This window comes from Bradyrhizobium mercantei, from assembly GCF_001982635.1.
Classification (GTDB): Bacteria; Pseudomonadota; Alphaproteobacteria; order Rhizobiales; family Xanthobacteraceae; genus Bradyrhizobium; species Bradyrhizobium mercantei.
The window spans coordinates 876,498-893,614 of the sequence record NZ_MKFI01000004.1; the positions used below are offsets into that span (position 1 = coordinate 876,498).

The following is a 17,117-nucleotide window of genomic DNA, read 5'->3' on the forward strand; positions in this document are numbered from 1 at the left end:
TCGCGGAGCCTGTCATCGGGCGCGCGTTCGCGCGACCCGTTGGCTCACAATGACGGAACAGATACGCCCGCCTTACGTCTTCTGCCGAACCGCCTCTTGCCTGCGCCGTGCTGCGGCCGCGATCAGGCTCGCGGTGCATTCGTTGCAGACGAACGCACACTCGTCGGTAAACAGCCCGATCCGTGCATCCAGTCCGATCGCACCATCGTCGGCGAGCCCATCGATGACGCCACCACAGCACACGCATTGGTGGCGCGACGCCAATTCTCGCTCCATGACGCGTTCTCCAGCCGCGGCTTCCCGCTTCAGCTTCCCTCATCAGCTTCCCTTGCGCTATATACTATCGTATATATCGAACCCGACAAGGCAGGCGGGTGAACAAATCCGGTCGGGAACCCTGCACACAATAATCATCGGCCGGAGACGATCGCCGCACAATTCCTGCCTGGTCCAACCAGGTTCATCGAGGAAACGCGATCATGATAAAGAACAAAGGCGACGCGGGACGTCCGCGCGCAACGGGAGAACTGCTCAATATCCGCCGCGCAGCCCTGCTGAGCGCGACGGCCGCCGTCCTTGCGCTTGGCTCGACCAGCATAGCGCGCGCCGAAACGGCTCCGGTCGGCGTTCCCGACAAGAGTTTCCCCGAGAGTGTGACCTCGACCTCCGACGGTACACTCTACGTCGGCAGCTTCAATCATGGCGGCGTCACCAAGATCTCGGGCGGCAAGGCCGAGCAATTGGTCAAGCCGGGCGCCGCCGACAGCCGCTCGACACTCGGCGTGCTCGCCGACGAGAAGAGCGGCACGCTCTATGTCTGCTCCAACGACATCAGCGCGATGGGCGTCGCGGGGCCGAGCGACACCAAGGGGGCCTGGCTGAAGACCTTCGATCTCAAGAGCGGCGCGCCGAAGGGCAGCTTTGCCCTGAGCGATCCGAAATCGTTCTGCAACGACATCGTGGTCGGCGCCGACGGCACCGCCTATGTCAGCGATTCCTTCGCGCCGTTCGTCTACAGCCTGAAGCCCGGCGGCACGGCGCTCGCGACCTTTGCCACCGATCCGCAGCTCGCACCGGCCAAGGACGGCGTCGGGCTCGACGGCATTGCGATCGGCGCCGACGGCAATCTCTATGTCACGACCTTCATTCCGGCAAAACTGTTCAAGATCGAAATGAAGGACGGCAAGGCCGGCGCCGTGACGGAGCTGAAGCCGTCGCGGCCGCTCGACCATGCCGACGCGCTGCGCGCCCATGGCAGCGGCTTCCTGCTGATCGAGGGCAACGGCAAGCTCGACAAGGTGACGGTGAAGGGCAGCGACGCCACGATCGACACCATCAAGGATGGTCTGGCCGAGCCGGTTTCGGTGACCGAGGTCGGCGGTGTCGGCTGGGTCGCCGAGGGCAAGCTGTCCTACGTGATCGGCGACAACAAGGGCAAGGACCCCGGTCCGTTCAAGCTGACGCCGGTGGCACTGCCGAAGTAGCGGCCTGCGCCGTCATGGCCGGGCTTGTCCCGGCCATCCACGTCTTTCCTTGCATGGAAGCGAAGACGTGGATGGCCGGGCCAAGCCCGGGCATGACGGATACGGAAAACTCCCGCGCCGCGTGGCAGACTAGATCACATAAAATCCGTGCGTGCCGTCGCGGCGGAGCTGGTCGACGAGGCCGTACTCCCAATCGAGATAGGCCTGCATCGCCTTCTCGGCGATATCGGTGCCTTCATAGGGCCGCCGGTAGCGATGCGCGGGATCGGGCCTCGGCACGACGCGCGGCGGTCCGACGTCAAGCCGGCCGTCATAACCGCCGTCCAGCACATAAACCTCCCACGCCATCTGCGCGAGCCACGACGCCGTCATGTCGGCGCGGATGCTTTTGTCGTCGGTCAGCACGATGCGCGCGCCGCGCACCGGCGCGGCCATGTCGATCTCCTGCACCAGCTGGCCGCCGGCATAATGACGGAAGCCGGCGAGATGACCCGCCGCGTATTCCTCGGCATCGCGCACATCGAAGCGATAGAGCGTGCGGTGCGCGTCAGCTTGCAGCGCGGCGAGCTCGCTCATGCCGATGCGGCGGACGCCGGCGCGGTAGGCGACGTCGCGCGCATTGTCGGCGGCACCCGCGAACGGCCCGACGCCGCTGCGCTTGCCGGCGCCGTGCTCGAGATCGTGCTTCGCGAGCGTCCAGCCGATGGTGCCGTTGCGCAGCGCCCGCACCTTGTTGGGCAGCCCGGCATTGATCAGCGACTGCGTGCCGATGATCGAGCGGGTGCGGCCGGCGCAGTTGACGATAATGGTGGTGTCCGGATCTGGCGCCGCGCTCCCCGCACGCAGCACCAGCTCCGCACCGGGCACGCTGACCGAGCCCGGAATGTTCATGGTGGCATATTCGTCGAAGCGGCGGACATCGAGGATCGCGATGTTGGCCTTGGCCGAAATCAGTCCGGCGACCTCGTCGGCGCTCAGTGACGGCGTGTGCCTGCGCGCCTCGACCAGTTCGCCGAAGGCCTTGGCATAGGAATTGACGTCCTCGAACACCTCGTAGCCGGCCGCCTTCCAGCCCTGCAAGCCGCCCGCGAGCACAGCAATGTTGCTGTAGCCCAATGCTCGTAGCTGGTCAGCTGCGGCAGCCACCAATCCCTCACCATTGTCGTAGAGCACGATCGGTACGTCCTTGCGCGGCAAGCGCAGCTCGGCTTCGAGCGCGATCCGGCCGGCCGCCATGTTGGCGGCAAACAGCGGATGGCCGGTGGCGAATTCCGCCTCGTGCCTGACGTCGAGCAGCGCGAGCTCCCGGCGCAGCAGAAGCGTTGCACGGATGTTCTGGGGGGTGACGGACAAGACTGTCATGGAATGCTGGCCTGAGCAGGAAAACGGGCTGGCCTGCTCTAGGCCGAAATCGCGTGCCGTCAATAGGTTTAACCAGCCTGCAACCCCGATCTTCATGAGCCGGAGTCCGGGGAACGAAAGCCTGCTATCCCGCTTTGCTCAACCGGGACGCTCTTGCTACGTTCCCAATCGGCCCCGTTGGCGCCCGATCAGGCCTTCCGGACAAGAGAAGGTAGCGGGGCCAGCCTGAAGTTCTGGGAGGATGACCATGAGACCCGTCGGAAATGAACCATTGTCGCGTCACGCTCTCGCTTTCGTGCTGGCCGGCGGACGCGGCAGCAGACTTCAGGAGCTCACCGACAGGCGCGCCAAGCCGGCGGTGTATTTCGGCGGCAAGTCCCGCATCATCGATTTCGCACTCTCCAACGCGGTGAATTCGGGCATCCGCCGCATCGCGGTGGCGACCCAGTACAAGGCGCACAGCCTGATCCGGCACCTGCAAGGCGGCTGGAACTTCTTCCGCCCGGAACGAAACGAGAGTTTCGACATCTTGCCCGCAAGCCAGCGCGTCTCGGAGACGATGTGGTATGTCGGCACGGCCGACGCGGTCTACCAGAACATCGACATCCTCGAGGCGCACGGCACCAAGTACATCCTGGTGCTGGCCGGCGACCATGTCTACAAGATGGACTATGAGATCATGTTGAAGCAGCATGTCGAGAGCGGAGCCGACGTCACGGTCGGCTGCCTCGAGATGCCGCGCTTGGAATCCAGCGGCTTCGGCATCATGCATATCGACGAGACCGGCGTGATCCAGTCCTTCCTGGAGAAGCCCGCCGATCCGCCGCCGATGCCCGGCAAGCCCGACAAGTCGCTGGCCAGCATGGGCATTTATGTCTTCAATTCGGAATTCCTGTTCGACGAATTGCGCCGCGATGCCGCCGACCCGAACTCGGCCCACGATTTCGGCAAGGACATCATTCCCTATATCGTCAAGCACGGCCGGGCGATCGCGCATCAGTTCAACGATTCCTGCGTCCGCTCCGGCGATGATCCCCGCTCCTACTGGCGCGATGCCGGCACCGTCGATGCCTATTGGGGTGCCAACATCGATCTCACCGACGTGGTGCCCGAGCTCGATCTCTACGATCGATCATGGCCGATCTGGACCTACGCCGAGATCACGCCGCCCGCCAAGTTCGTCCACGACGAGGACGGACGGCGCGGCCAGGCGGTGACCTCGCTGGTGTCCGGCGCTTGCATCATCTCGGGCGCGTCGCTGCGCCGCTCGCTCCTGTTCACCGGCGTGCACGTCAATTCCTACGCCAATGTCGAGAACGCGGTGATCATGCCCTATGTCAATGTCGGCCGCGGCGCGCGGCTCAGGAACGTGGTGATCGATCGCGGCGTGCGGATTCCGGAAGGCCTCGTGGTCGGCGAGGATCCGGAGTTCGACGGCAAGCGCTTCCGCACCACCGAGAACGGCATCACGCTGATCACGCAGTCGATGATCGACAGGCTTCCGACATGACGCAGCTGCGCGTCCTCGCGGTCGCCTCGGAAGTCTACCCGATCGTCAAGACCGGCGGCCTCGCCGACGTGGTTGGCGCGTTGCCGGCGGCGCTGAAGCAGCACGATGTCGCGACGCGGACGCTGGTGCCCGGCTATCCCGCGGTGCTCAACGCGCTGGCTTCGGCGGAGACGCTGCTGCACTGGGACGAATTCTATGGCGGGCCGGTCCGCGTGCTCGGCGGCGCGCATGACGGCCTCGACCTGCTCGCACTCGACGCGCCGCATCTCTACGCGCGTCCCGGCAATCCCTATGTCGGTCCCGACGGACGCGACTGGCCCGACAACGGCATCCGCTTTGCGGCGCTGTCGCGGATGGCGGCCGAAATCGGCCGCGGTGCGATCGGCTCCTTCGTTCCCGACATCGTGCATGCGCATGACTGGCAGGCCGGCCTGGTGCCGGCCTATCTGCATTATGGCGGACAGCCGCGGCCGGGCACGGTGATGACCGTGCACAACCTCGCCTATCAGGGGCAATTCTCGCCGGACATGCTCGCGACGTTCGACCTGCCGGGCGAGGCCTACTCGCTCCACGGCGTCGAATATTACGGCACCATCAGCCTGTTGAAGGCCGGCCTGCAATTCGCTGACCGCATCACCACGGTGTCGCCGACCTATGCGCAGGAGATCCAGAGCGACGAAGGCGGCATGGGGCTCGGCGGCCTGCTGCGCGAGCGTTCCGATGTGCTGAGCGGCATCCTCAACGGCATCGACATCGACGTGTGGAATCCGGCCACCGATCCCGACATCGCCGCGCGCTTCAGCGCCGGGCAGATGGCGGAGCGCGCCGCCAACAAGGCGGCGTTGCAGCGGCGCTTCGGGCTCGATCCGGCGCCGGACGCGATGCTGCTCGGCGTCATCAGCCGGCTGTCATGGCAGAAGGGGCTCGACCTGCTGCTCGACAACATTCCGACACTGCTCGGCGAAGGCATCCAACTGGCGCTGCTCGGCAGCGGCGATCGCGATCTGCAGGATCGGTACGCCGCGCTGGCGCACGACAATCCCGGACGGATCGCGGTCGTGATCGGCTATGACGAGGCGCTGGCGCATCTGATCCAGGCCGGCTCCGACGCGCTCGCCGTGCCGTCGCGCTTCGAGCCGTGCGGCCTGACCCAGCTCTGCGCGCTGCGTTACGGCGCGGTCCCTGTTGTCGCCAATGTCGGCGGACTTGCCGACACCGTGCTGGGCTTCGACGAAGCCGCGGTCACCGGCAGTGCCGCAACCGGCGTCAAGTTCGCCCCCGTGACCTCGGACGCGCTGGCGCACGGCTTGCGTACGGCGAACCTGCTGTTCAACGACAAGGTGACCTGGCGCCGCCTGCAGCAGGCCGGCATGGCCACCGACGTCTCCTGGCACAATCGCGCCGGCCGCTACGCCGCGCTCTACCGCGAGCTCGCGGCGGCCCGTTAGCAAAGCGCCATCAGTTCAGGAGATCGCAGGACGCGATGCGATTGATGTCGGCGAGGCGTCGGTCCGGATTCCCCTTGAAATCAAGGCTTGCGACGAGATCGAGCAGCCGGCCATAGGCGCGGTCGGCGACCGCAACGGGCAACGGCTCCTCGTCGAAGGCCTCGATGTAATTGCCGACGAGACCGCTCAGCAGCCGGCACATCGCCCGTTGCTCGGGGTCGTGCCTGCTCAAGGTCTCGAGTTTTTCCTGGAGGGTCCGGTAGGTTCGCAAGCCGTGCGGCTGTTGCGAAAGCCAACCGTGCAGATCGGAATTATTCAGATCACTCATATCAGCCTCTTCAAGCAGGAGAAGAAGCTACCGGCTTATACAGCCGATCATGGTTCCGCGCCATGACGATTTTTGCATGCATCCCCTGCCCGGCCGCGCAGGCCGTGTCACCGGAATGGCACGCGGTATGGCTAAAGTGCGGTGGTTTTGATCAGAGGCGCGCGAGCGCCGGCAGAATCCTGTAGCGCGCGATCTCGTGCGGATAGTCGCCGCGATTGGCGAGCAGCACGATGCCGAGCCTGCGCGCCGGCACCAGGCCGACATAGGCCGAGGCATTGTTAAGACCGCCGGGCTTGTCAATCACGGTGACGCCGTCGAGCCGCACATGCTCCCACGCCATCGCCTGGCCGAATTTCGCATCGACACGAAAACTCTCGCGCTCGGTCATCTGCAGCGCCGCGCGCAATTCGGGATCGATCACCGCGCCGTCGAGACAGGCGCGCAGCAAGATGCCGAGATCGCGCGCCGACGAGAACATCTGCCCGGTGCCCGGGAAGTCGTAATAGCTCTGCTGATTGCCGATTGGGCCGATCGGCGTGCCGTCATGGGAATAACCCTGCACCATGCGCCGCATGATCTCCGGCGTCATCGCCGCGCGATTGTCCTCGCCGCGATCCGGAACGAAGGTCGATGTCATGCCGAGCGGCTTGAGGATACGGCTCTCGATCAAATTCGCGATCGGCGTGCGATAGCGCTGCTCCAGCACCAGCTGCAGCAGAACATAGCCGGCGTGGCTGTAGATGCGCTGCCTGCCGGGCTGCTCTCCTGCCGCGGGCGTCCACGCATTGAGCATCGCGACGAACTGGTCCCGGCTGAAGCTCTCGTTGGGCCATGGCGGATGATCGGTCGGCAGCAGCAGCCCTGATGTATGGTTGACGAGCTCGCCGACGGTGACGCGGCTGATATAGTCGCCATGCAGTTCGGGCAGATATTTGCTGACGGGATCGTCCAACCGCAATTCGCCGCGCTGCGTGCCGAGCGCGACCAGCGTCGCCTCGAACAGCTTGCGCAGCGAGGCGAGGTTGAACAGGGTGTCGGAGGTGACCGGCTGCTTCCTCGCGGTGTCGGCGAAACCGTAGTTGAAGAAGGCGACCTGGCCGCCGGCATAGACCGCCGCAGCGAGGCCGCCCGGATCGGCCGCAGTCGCGGTCGGTGCCAGTTCCGCGGTGACGATGTCCCTGATCTGCGCATCCATGTCGGAATCCGCGCGCGCCGCCGCAAGCGCGCTAATAGCGACGGCGAGCAGGACGGCCGCGATGCGGACGGTGAACCATTGCGTCATCAAGAGCGAAATCGAATCGGTGTTGCGATGCGGGCGGACCCGTTCAGCCATCACGAGATGGCGACATCGCGATCCTAGCGATGGAACCTAAGCTTCCGAATTCACGATTGCGCGCATTCCACCGTTACCGGCCATGGCCGGGAAGGGGCGGCCCGATCGCGCTTCCGGGGTTCACTGCCGGAAATCGCGATCGCGACCGCCCTCCCACTCCAGCCACGGTGCGGGAACTGCAATCACACAAAAAAACGGAACATCTGAAAATGGCAGGAAAGTGCTTCGACGGGAAAGGCAAGGCCAACACTTGCCGGGCCGGCAGCCGATATGTCTGACTTCGTCACATTCCGCTCCCAACCCGGGGACGGTTTCCCAATAGCAACAATTCGTCAATCGAAGGTTGCATAGGCCGATCTGATTCGAGTTACAAGACACTGTGCGCTGCGACGTATTGTCCGGTTCCAGATCCCGGTCGCGCGCGGTCCCCGGTTAAGCATGGCTTAACCATCGGTCGCCCGACGGCGACTATGCCGCGCGCGAGCGGACAATCGATCGCGGCAACGATGCCAGCAGCAGCACGGTACAGACGCAGAGCAGCACAATGTCCTTGAACAGGAACTCGCCGGCCAGGTTCCAGGCCATCGGGTCGGTCGACAGGCTCCATTTGACCACGCCGGGCGTCGTGAAGAAGAACGACCACGTGATAGCGAAAGTGATCACCCCCATCAGCGCGCCGAGCACGGAGAGGATCGGGCTGAACGCCCCGGCGGCGAGCAGCACCGCGATGCCAAGCTCGACAACGCCGAGCACATACGCCTCGCCGCGGAGGCCGAACACCGACAACCATGAGACGAACGGACTGTTGCTGATGAACTGCACGATGCCTTGCGCCGATTGCAGCGTGAACTTCTGCATGCCGAACGACACGAAGATCACCACCATGACCCAGCGCAGGATCGCCAGCGGACGATAAGACCCCTCGCCTTGTTCGGCGATGTTGAATGACAGATTCATGCGGATGTTTCTTCCCTTGCTGCGCGCCACCACGGCCGCTATTGCGGCGTTCCCGGCAGGACTACGCAGCACGCCGCACGCCTGTTACGCGCGGGACGCGGTCACAGCCTTCACAAGGATGTGCGGGTGACGTGATCAGCTAGGGCGTGGACCCATTAACGCGCAGCCAGCCAACGACCGGATCGACGATAGCTGGACGAAGGCGAGTTTATGCGGCGTCGGGTGCGTCTCGCACGGTGCGTACCGCATCAAGGAATGCGGAGATCCTCGCCGGATCCTTGACGCCAGGCTCACTCTCAAGGCTCGACGAGACATCAATCATCCGTGCACCGGTAATAGCGATCGCGTCGGCCACATTGGTCTGATCAAGTCCACCCCCAAGGGTCCAAGGCGAAGGATGTGTGACCCCTCGGAGCATTTCCCAGTCGCAGCACGACGCGGAGGCTCCTGTGGAAGCTACGCCTTCAGGCGGCTTCAACTCGTAGAGGATACGGTCGGCCACGCCCTGCCACCGTGTGGCCGCGCGCAGGTCTTTTGCAGTTCGGACCGGCACGACGCCCCAAACAGCTTTTCCGGCAATTCCTGATGGTCGATCAATTCCGTTGAATTGCAAGATGTGCAATCGCGCAGCACTGATTGCTGCCATGAAAAAAATGCTGTCCTGCTCGAAGAAGACGCCGACCTTGCGGACATGGCGGGGGACGCGCGCGGCCAATTCCGCAGCCTGCTCCAGGGTGACGCGGCCGGTAAGGCGCTTTCGGGAAAATACGAACCCAACGTGACTTGCGCCGCCCTTCACCGCAGCGTCAACCGCCTCCGGTGTGGTCAGCCCGCAAATTTTGACTTTGACCTTCATTGGCGAACGCCTAAGCAGCATCCGAAGTTCCGTGTGTCCTGCCACCCTGGCGGTTCACATGACCACCCTGATGTCACATCCTGCAGCAGTGACGCCGTTGCGGCGGCACGCTCAGGCGCGCTGGCGCAGCGGCCGCGCGGCATCCTTGGCCGGCACCGGCATGGTGAAGCCGTACAGGAACAGGTCCACCACCATGTCGGCGAACTCGCCAGGATCGATCCCGCCCTTCGGATCGTACCAAGTATGGCTGAAGTTCAGGATGCCGAACAGCATCATGCTGTAGATCTTCTTGGTGCGCTTGACGATCTTGCCTTCCTTGTCGAGCTTGACCAGAAGATCGGCGATCATGTCGACCAGCTGGCGCTCCAGCGCCTTGATCGCATCCTGCTCGGTCTCGCCGAGGAACGAGAGGTCGTTGAGGATCACGCGCTGCTCGTCGCTGGAGCGGGCGTTGAGGGCGACGATGGCCTGGATCGCGGCGCGGAACTGCTCCAGCGTCGCCGCCTTGCCGGCCATCGCGGTCTCGACATCGGCGATCATCTCGCGGATATGCGCATCGAGGATCGCGAACAGGATCGCTTCCTTCGAGTCGAAATAGTGATACAGCGCGCCGCGCGACAGCTTGCAGGCATCCGCAAGGTCGGCGATCGAGGCACGCATATAGCCCTGCCGCGCGAACAGGCCGCAGGCGGTGGTGAGAATGCCCCGCTGGATCTCGTCGTAATTTTCCGAGCGCGTCCGCGCCATGCCAGTCTCTCTCGTGCACCATGGGCGCCGCCGGAATCGGGCGGCCGCCGTCTCTCTATACTACCGCCGCTCGGCGCTCTCCTCCCCTTTGCGGGCACCATCCACCAGAACTGTTCGATCGCTCACCACGACGCGCGACCTGCGTCAAAAAATAATTTGAACGACCGGTCGGATTATATTAGACTGCCCTGCATCAAGCAAGTGGATTGCGCACGCCGGGACCAACCCGGCGGCATCGAGGGAGATTGCGCGTGGATGCTCAGAGGATCGATGCTGTCGTGGTGGGAGCCGGCGCCGGCGGGCTGTGCGCCGCGGCGCGTCTTGCCCATGGCGGGCTGCATACGCTGGTCGTCGACGACAAGGATCGGCTCGGCGGCCGCGCCTCGACCGAGGAGATCGACGGCTTCAAGGTCAATATCGGCGCGATCGCGATCGAGTTCGGCGGCGTGTTCGAGGAGACCTTCCACACCGTCGGCGCGCCGCTCGATATCCGGGCGCCGGAGCCCGCAAGCTCGTTCTTCATCGACGGCAAGGTAATCGATGTCGGCCGCGGCGGCTGGTCGCTGCTGCTCGGGCAACTGACCAAGCAGGCCTCGCGCATCCTGGAGAAATTCGCCGATGCCCGCTCCGGCAATCTGCCCGACGGGCGGCAATCGACCGAGGACTGGCTGAAGGGCTATACCAGCAACGCCACGGTGCATGCGCTGTTCCGCAATCTCTGCGCGGCGATCTTCGCCTGCAACGCCGCCGAGCTGCCGGCCCGCGCCTTCCTCACCTATTTCACCAGCAAGGGCGCCTTCAAGAAATTCGGCTTCTGCCCGCAGGGCACGATCGGCGTCTGGAACAGCCTGGGCAATGCGATCCGGCGCAATGGCGACATCTGGCTGGAGACGCCGGCGACGACGATCCACACCGCCAACGGCAAGGTCGAAGGCGTCACCGTGCTCAGGAATGGCGAGCGGGTGCGGATCGACACCGATCTCGTCATCAGCAATGCCGGGCCGAAGGCCACCGTCGCGCTCGCCGGCAGCGAGGCTTTTCCGGCGGACTATATCGCCAAGGTGCGGAACGACCTGCGCCCGGCCGCCAACATCGTCATCAATGTCGCGAGCCGCGAGCCGCTGATCAACCATCCCGGCATCGTCACCTTCGGCAAGACACGAAGGCTCTGCAACATGGCGAACCTCTCCGCGACCTGTCCGGAGCTGGCTCCGCCCGGCTGGCACCTTTACGTCGCCTATGCGGTGCCGGTGCCGGCGCTCGGCGAATTCAACTCCGATGCCGAGGTTGCCCTCGCGCTCGAAGATCTGCGCGAGCAGTTCGCCAATTTCGAGCAGGCAAGAATTCTGTCGATCCGGGTGATGCGCGATGACTGGCCGGCGCAACGCAGCTGCGCCGGTTACGACCTTCCGCGCGAGACGGGCATCGAGGGTCTGTGGTGCGTCGGCGATGCGGTGAAGCAATATGGCAATGGCGGCACCCAGGCCTGCGCCGAGACCGCCAAGATCGTCACCGATGCCATCCTTGCCGCGCGTCCGCGCCGCTCGGCCGGCCGGGTCTGAGCGCGATGCCGACGACGATCCCGCATCCGACGCCCCAGGCTGCGCCGCTCGCCGCAACGGCGCCGGATGCCTTGCTCGAATTCCGCAACATCCGGATCGTCTACGACAATGCGATCGAGGCGATCCGCGATGTCTCGATCGCAGTGCCCGAGGGCAACATCGTCGCTTTGCTCGGCTCCAACGGCGCCGGTAAATCGACGCTGCTGAAGGCGATGTCAGGTATCCTTTATACCGAGGAAGGCGTGATCGAGAACGGCAGCATCCGCTTCCGCAATGACGAGGTCCATCGTCTTGCGCCCGACGAGCTGGTCCGCCGCGGCATCGTGCAGGTGCCGGAAGGCCGCCGCGTGTTCGCGGCGCTGACCATCGACGAGAATTTGCAGATGGGCGGCTACACCAGGACCAGCGCCGAGGCGCGCGAGCGCCGCGACAAGGTGTTCGCACTGTTCCCGCGGCTGCATGAGCGGCGCGATCAGATCGCCGGCTACATGTCCGGCGGCGAGCAGCAAATGCTGGCGATCGGTCGCGCGCTGATGACCGATCCGGTGCTGCTGGCGCTCGACGAGCCGTCGCTCGGCCTCGCGCCACTGATCATCGACCGCATCTATGAGGTGATCGTCCGCCTGCGCGACGAGCTGAAGATGACCGTGCTGCTGGTGGAGCAGAACGCGCAGCGCGCGCTCAACATCGCCGACTACGGCTACATCCTGGAGACCGGCCGCGTCGTGCTCGACGGCACAGCGAAAAAGCTCACCGCAAACGAGGACGTCCAGGAATTCTATCTCGGCGTCTCCTCGACGGGGTGCAAGAGCCTGCGCGACGTCAAGCACTACAAGCGCCGCAAGCGGTGGCTGTCGTGACCGCGCTGCTTACGGTCGAGAACCTGTCGAAGCGCTTCGGCGGCCTGCAGGCGGTCGCCGATGTCAGCCTTCAGGTCGCGCCCGGCGAGATCTGCAGCGTGATCGGCCCGAACGGCGCCGGCAAGACCACGCTGTTCAACATGATCTCGGGCGTACTGCGGCCGAGCGGCGGCCGCATCGGCTTCGATGGCATTGACCTTGCGACCATTTCGCCGTGGAAGTTCGCCGCCGTCGGCATCGGCCGCACCTTCCAGAATCTCGCATTGTTCAAGCACGGCACCGTGGTCGAGAACATCCTGACCGGCCGCCACACCCATCTGCGCTCGACCGTGTTCGACGCCGTGGTGTTCTTCGGCCGTACCCGGAACGAGGAGATCACGGCGCGGCAGCGCGTCGAGCACATCATCGAATTCCTCGAGATCGAGCACATCAGGGACGCCGTCGTGGGCACGCTGTCCTATGGCCAGCAGAAGCGCGTCGAGCTCGGCCGCGCGCTCGCCTGCGAGCCCAAATTGCTGCTGCTCGACGAAATGGTCTCCGGCATGAACCAGGAGGAGACCGAGGACATCGCGCGCTTCGTGCTCGACATCCGCGACGAGCTCGGCATCACCGTCGTGATGATCGAGCACGAGATGCGGATCGTGATGGACATTTCCGACCGCGTCCATGTGCTGAATTTCGGCCGCAAGATCGCCGAAGGCACGCCCGACGAGATCAGGCGTGATCCGGCCGTCGCGGAGGCCTATCTCGGCGGCCAGCGCGCCGAGGCCATGGCGAAGGCAGGCGCATGATGTCGACGCTGGACAGTTTTCGCACCGCTCATCCGCCGCTCCAGCCGAGCGCCGCCCGCAATGCGCCCGCGGCCGGAGCCGACGCGTTCCAGGCCGCGCTTGCGGATGCCGCCATCACCATCCCGCAATTGCTGCGGCAGCGCGCCGCCATGCACGGCGAGGCGCTGGCGCTGCGGGAAAAGGACTATGGCATCTGGAATCCGTATTCCTGGCGGCACTATTACGACACCGCGTGCGCGGTTGCGCTCGGTCTGCTCTCGCTCGGCATCAAGCCGGGCGACCGCGTCGCCATCGCCGGCGAGAACACGCCGGAATGGTTTTACGCCGATCTCGGCGCCCAGATGATCGGCGCAGTCGCGGTCGGCATCTATCCGACCAATCCCTGGGTCGAGCTGCAATATATCGTCAAGCATTCCGGCGCCCGGATCGTCGTCACCGGCGATCAGGAGCAGACCGACAAGGTGCTCGACGCGATGGCCAACAATGGTGGCCTGCCGAAGCTCGAGGCCATGGTCTGCATCGACATGAAGGGGCTACGGCACTATCGGCAATCAGAGCTGATGTCGTTCGCCGCACTATGCGAGCGCGGCAAGGCCTACGCACAAGCGAACCCGGAGGCCAACGCCACCCTCGATCGCCTGATTAGCCAGGGCGCGCCCGACGACGTCTGCATTCTCGTCTACACTTCGGGGACGACGGGTCCGCCGAAGGGCGCGATGCTGACCCATCGCAACCTGGTCTATTCCGCCTATGCCTATGCCAAGACCGTTGGGATCGCCGACAAGCCGTTCGAGGCGGTGAGCTATCTTCCGCTGTGCCATGTCGCCGAGCGCTGCTACGGCATGGTGACGCATCTGGTGCTCGGCGGCACTGTCTCGTTCGCCGAATCGATCGACACCGTCGCGATTAATATCCGCGAGATCGCGCCGACCTTCTTCGTTGGCGTGCCGCGCATCTACGAAAAATTGCAGCAGGGCTTTCTGTTCCGCCTCGGCGAGAGCGGCCGGCTGCGACAGGGTTTCGCCAAGGCCTGCCTCGCCTGGGGCCGCACGCTGTCGGACCGCCGGCAGGCCGGCAAGGCCAACGTGCTGGATCGCGCGGCCTATGGACTTCTCTACCTCTTGATGTTCCGCAATCTGCAGCGCCATCTCGGCTTCGCCTACAGCCGGCACCGACTGTGTGCCGGCGCATCGATCTCGCCGGAGACGCTACGCTTCTTCGATATCATCGGCCGCCCGGTGTCGCAGGGCTATGGCCTCACCGAGAGCGGCGGCGTCGCCTTCATCCAGACCGCAAGCCATCACCGGATCGGCGGCTGCGGCATCCCGCTGCCGCAGACGGAATGGAAATGTGATGCCGACGGCGAAATCCTGCTGCGCAACCCCGGCGTCTTCAAAGGCTACTTCCTCGACGAGAAGGCCTCGACGGCATCGCTGGAACAGGGCGGCTGGCTGCGCACCGGCGACATCATCGATGTCCTCGACAATGGCGAGATCGCCGTGGTCGACCGCAAGAAGGCGATCATCATCACCGCCGGCGGCAAGAACATCGCTCCGTCCGAGATCGAGAACGCGCTGAAGGACTCCGAGTTCATCAAGGAAGCGATCGTGGTCGGCGAGGCCAGGAAGTATCTCGGCGCAATCATCCAGGTCGATTACGACAATGTCGGCCGCTGGGCGCGCGACCGCGCACTTGCGTACACCAACTACAAGTCGCTGTCGCAGCTGCCCGAGGTGCACGAGCTGGTCGAGCGGATCGTGGGCGAGACCAACAAGCGCTTCGCCCGGGTCGAGAACATCAGGCGCTTCGCGATCCTCGAGAAGGAGCTCGACCATGATGACGGCGAGCTGACCGCCACCCAGAAGGTCCGCCGCGCCATGATCGAGAAGAAGTTCGCGCGCGAACTCGCGATTATCTACCAGGCGGAGGGCTGAATGCAGTATCTCGTCCAGCTGCTGATCTCGGGGCTCGCGATCGGCGCGATCTACGGCCTGATCGCGATGGGCTTTGCGGTGATCTACAAATCCACCGGTCTGGTCAATTTCGCCCAGGGCGAGATGACCATGATCACCGCCTATATCGCCTGGACGATCTCGACCACGGTCAGCGGCAATGTGTTCGTCGTAGCCGTTGGCGCGATCCTCGCTGCAATCGTGCTCGGGCTGATCATCGAGCGGCTGGTGATGCGGCCGATGCTCGGCGAACCGGTGTTCGCGACCGTGATGGTCACGATCGGGCTTGCGGTGATCCTGCGCTCGGCGATCAACTTCATCTGGGACGCCTATCCGCATGGCCTCGAACTCGGCATGGGCCGCGGCATCGTGCATCTCGGCAGCATCGGCGTGCGCACCGGGCAGCTTGCCGTGATCGCGACATTGCTTCTGCTGCTCGCCGCGATCTGGGCATTCTTCCGCTACAGCAAGGTCGGCGTCGCGATGCGCGCAGTTGCCGCCGACGACCGCACCGCGCTGTTGATGGGCATCAGCGCCACCAAAGTGCACGCGCTGGCTTGGGCCGCGTCGTCGGTGATTGCCGGCATCGGCGGTGTGTTCTTCGCGCTGTCCTATGACCTGTCGCCGGCGATGTTCCAGCTCGGGCTGAAGGCGTTTCCGGCCACCATCCTGGGCGGCCTCGACGCCGTGCTCGGCTCCGGCCTCGGCGGCCTACTGATCGGCATTACCGAGAACCTTGCCGGCGGCTATCTCGGCTCCGGCATGAAGGAAGTTGCGGGCTTTGCCATGATCATCGTCGTGCTGATGGTCCGCCCGTTCGGCATCTTCGGCGAACGCGATATCGAGAGGGTGTGATGCGGACCGGCGATTACAAGCAGAGCTATGGCGAGCTGGTTGCGCTGATCGATTCCCCGCCGGTGTGGCTCTGGTCGGCGGTGCTGCTGCTGGCGCTGATTGCGGCGCCCTATTTGCTGAATTCCTATGCGCTGTCGTTCCTGATGATCATCCTGATCACGGTGACCGGCGCGCTCGGGCTCAACATCCTGACCGGCTACACCGGCCTGATCTCGCTCGGCCATGTCGGCTTCCTCGTCACCGGCGCCTACGCCTATGCGGTGCTGGTCTCGAAGTACCACATGCCGCCGCTGGTCGGCTTCCTCGGCGCCGGCGTGGTGCCGGCGCTGGCGAGCCTGATCGTCGGCGCGCCGTCGCTGCGGCTCAAGGGGCTCTATCTCGCCATCACCACGCTCGCCTTCTCCTTCATCATCAACACCGTGATCCTGGAGATGCGCTGGCTGACCAACGGCGCGCGCGGCATCCAGGTGCAGCGGCCGGAGATTTTCGGCGTCAGCTTCGACAGCGATGCGGCCTTTACCTACCTCTGCCTCGCGATCGCTGTCCTGACGCTGCTCGCCACCCTCAACATCCGCCGCAGCCGGATCGGCCGCGCCTTCGTTGCGATCCGGGATAACGACACCGCGGCCCGCGTCATGGGCATCAATCTGCATGCCTACAAGCTGTTCGCCTTCGTCACCTCGGCCTTCATCACCGGCATCGCCGGCGCGCTTTACGGCATCTATCTCTCCTTCGTCAGCGTCGAGGGCTTTCCGTTCCTGCTCTCGATCGAGGCGCTGGCGATCCTGATCGTCGGCGGCCTCGGCTCTGCGCTCGGCGCCGTGCTCGGCACCATCCTGATCGTGCTGCTGCCGGAGGCGACACGGATCGTCTTCAGCCTGTTCAGCGCGCAGATGGACGCGACCTTCACGACCGGCGCGCAGGAGCTGAAGAGCATGCTCTACGGCCTCGTCATCATCCTGTTCCTGCGCTTCCAGCCGAGGGGGCTGGTCGGCGCCTGGCACGACATCAGGCGGGCCTGGGTGCACTGGCCGCTGCGCTACTAACAAGAAAAGACACGACACCATGAGGA

At 64.6% G+C, this 17,117-nt stretch carries 16 protein-coding genes; 9 read left to right on the plus strand and 7 right to left on the minus strand.

Going from position 1 to position 17,117, the window contains the following annotated elements:
- Positions 1-72 precede the first annotated feature (72 nt).
- Positions 73-276 carry a hypothetical protein gene (locus tag BI327_RS22045; protein ID WP_076862839.1) on the minus strand — a complete coding sequence of 68 codons (204 nt, stop codon included), beginning with the start codon at positions 274-276 and terminating at the stop codon, positions 73-75.
- Between the two features lie 203 nt (positions 277-479).
- On the opposite strand from BI327_RS22045, the gene BI327_RS22050 reads away from it, so the two are divergent.
- Positions 480-1,484, plus strand: a complete 1,005-nt coding sequence (locus tag BI327_RS22050) for a hypothetical protein (RefSeq protein WP_076862840.1) — start codon at positions 480-482, stop codon at positions 1,482-1,484.
- 129 nt (positions 1,485-1,613) lie between these two features.
- Here BI327_RS22050 and BI327_RS22055 read toward each other — a convergent pair whose 3' ends face one another.
- Positions 1,614-2,846: a rhodanese-like domain-containing protein gene (locus tag BI327_RS22055; protein ID WP_076862841.1), complete on the minus strand. Its 1,233-nt coding sequence runs from the start codon at positions 2,844-2,846 to the stop codon at positions 1,614-1,616.
- 247 nt (positions 2,847-3,093) lie between these two features.
- On the opposite strand from BI327_RS22055, the gene glgC reads away from it, so the two are divergent.
- Together glgC and glgA are read left to right on the plus strand one after the other, a co-directional pair.
- On the plus strand, positions 3,094-4,356 hold the full coding sequence (gene glgC / locus BI327_RS22060; RefSeq protein ID WP_076863198.1) for a glucose-1-phosphate adenylyltransferase: 1,263 nt from the start codon (positions 3,094-3,096) through the stop codon (positions 4,354-4,356).
- Positions 4,353-5,804 (plus strand): glycogen synthase GlgA, encoded by a 1,452-nt coding sequence (glgA, locus tag BI327_RS22065; protein ID WP_076862842.1) that lies wholly within the window; start codon positions 4,353-4,355, stop codon positions 5,802-5,804. The genes glgC and glgA overlap by 4 nt, the downstream gene beginning before the upstream one ends.
- A gap of 10 nt (positions 5,805-5,814) precedes the next feature.
- Here glgA and BI327_RS22070 read toward each other — a convergent pair whose 3' ends face one another.
- From BI327_RS22070 to BI327_RS22090, 5 genes are all read right to left on the minus strand, one after another.
- A complete protein-coding gene (locus tag BI327_RS22070) occupies positions 5,815-6,132 on the minus strand; it encodes a hypothetical protein (RefSeq protein WP_074125869.1) in 318 nt (105 codons plus the stop codon).
- 151 nt (positions 6,133-6,283) lie between these two features.
- Positions 6,284-7,465, minus strand: coding sequence for a serine hydrolase (locus tag BI327_RS22075; RefSeq protein WP_394329872.1), 1,182 nt, complete (start codon positions 7,463-7,465; stop codon positions 6,284-6,286).
- 468 nt (positions 7,466-7,933) lie between these two features.
- Entirely contained in the window at positions 7,934-8,422 is a 489-nt protein-coding gene (locus tag BI327_RS22080) for a DUF417 family protein (protein WP_076862843.1), read from the minus strand.
- A 208-nt stretch (positions 8,423-8,630) separates the two neighbouring features.
- The gene (locus BI327_RS22085; RefSeq protein WP_076862844.1) at positions 8,631-9,278 is read right to left on the minus strand and encodes a phosphoribosylanthranilate isomerase; all 648 of its coding nucleotides are present in this window, start codon (positions 9,276-9,278) and stop codon (positions 8,631-8,633) included.
- Between the two features lie 111 nt (positions 9,279-9,389).
- Complete coding sequence (locus BI327_RS22090; protein ID WP_076862845.1) at positions 9,390-10,025, minus strand: TetR/AcrR family transcriptional regulator; 636 nt, start codon at positions 10,023-10,025, stop codon at positions 9,390-9,392.
- 251 nt (positions 10,026-10,276) lie between these two features.
- On the opposite strand from BI327_RS22090, the gene BI327_RS22095 reads away from it, so the two are divergent.
- The 6 genes from BI327_RS22095 to BI327_RS22120 are packed head-to-tail and all read left to right on the plus strand — an operon-like array spanning position 10,277 to position 17,091.
- A complete protein-coding gene (locus BI327_RS22095; RefSeq protein ID WP_245334900.1) occupies positions 10,277-11,587 on the plus strand; it encodes a phytoene desaturase family protein in 1,311 nt (436 codons plus the stop codon).
- A 5-nt stretch (positions 11,588-11,592) separates the two neighbouring features.
- Positions 11,593-12,447: an ABC transporter ATP-binding protein gene (locus tag BI327_RS22100; protein ID WP_076862847.1), complete on the plus strand. Its 855-nt coding sequence runs from the start codon at positions 11,593-11,595 to the stop codon at positions 12,445-12,447.
- On the plus strand, positions 12,444-13,238 hold the full coding sequence (locus BI327_RS22105; RefSeq protein ID WP_076863202.1) for an ABC transporter ATP-binding protein: 795 nt from the start codon (positions 12,444-12,446) through the stop codon (positions 13,236-13,238). The genes BI327_RS22100 and BI327_RS22105 overlap by 4 nt, the downstream gene beginning before the upstream one ends.
- Positions 13,235-15,172, plus strand: a complete 1,938-nt coding sequence (locus BI327_RS22110) for an AMP-dependent synthetase/ligase (RefSeq protein WP_245334901.1) — start codon at positions 13,235-13,237, stop codon at positions 15,170-15,172. The genes BI327_RS22105 and BI327_RS22110 overlap by 4 nt, the downstream gene beginning before the upstream one ends.
- Positions 15,173-16,045 (plus strand): branched-chain amino acid ABC transporter permease, encoded by an 873-nt coding sequence (locus BI327_RS22115; RefSeq protein ID WP_076862848.1) that lies wholly within the window; start codon positions 15,173-15,175, stop codon positions 16,043-16,045.
- Positions 16,045-17,091, plus strand: a complete 1,047-nt coding sequence (locus BI327_RS22120) for a branched-chain amino acid ABC transporter permease (protein ID WP_076862849.1) — start codon at positions 16,045-16,047, stop codon at positions 17,089-17,091. The genes BI327_RS22115 and BI327_RS22120 overlap by 1 nt, the downstream gene beginning before the upstream one ends.
- Positions 17,092-17,117: the final 26 nt, after the last annotated feature.